The sequence below is a fragment of the Haloferax sp. Atlit-4N genome (assembly GCF_003383025.1).
Lineage (GTDB): Archaea > Halobacteriota > Halobacteria > Halobacteriales > Haloferacaceae > Haloferax > Haloferax gibbonsii.
In genome coordinates this window covers 1-441 of the sequence record NZ_PSYY01000121.1, presented here as the reverse complement: position 1 = coordinate 441, position 441 = coordinate 1, and the positions used below count along the sequence as shown (strand labels likewise).

Annotated in this window: 1 protein-coding gene; it reads left to right on the top strand. The window is 63.7% G+C overall.

The genetic code is table 11. The features are described 5' to 3' along the window. The coding region (locus tag C5C07_RS20865) for a hypothetical protein (RefSeq protein WP_147302096.1) at window positions 1–441 on the top strand (441 nt) is incomplete at both ends.

Sequence of the window (441 nt, the reverse complement as noted above, 5' to 3'; positions counted from 1 at the left end):
CGCGAAACGGCGGAACTGCTTCCATCCGGAGACGAAGATCTGGTACGAGGACGAGACCGGTCAGCTACGATACGACGAAATCGCGGCGTTCGTCGAGACGTACCTCGAGCAGTCGGATGTCGAGTTCGACGACTTCGGAACGGCCGTCGGCGAACTGGAGGGTGTCGACGGCAACCTCCGTGTTCCGTCGCTGACCGCGGACGGCGATCGCGTCTCTCGCCCGGTAGAGGCGGTCAGCAAGCACGACGCACCGAACCACCTCGTGCGGGTTCGCACTGAGTCTGGCCGATCGATAACCGTCACTCCAGACCACGGAGTTCACGTGTACGACGACGAACGGGATGCGGTCGTCGGTAAGGAGGCGCGAGAAATCGACGGGAACGACAGGCTGGTGATCCCCGACTCGATCGGGTCCGACGACACCAGTCGGGACCCGCAGCG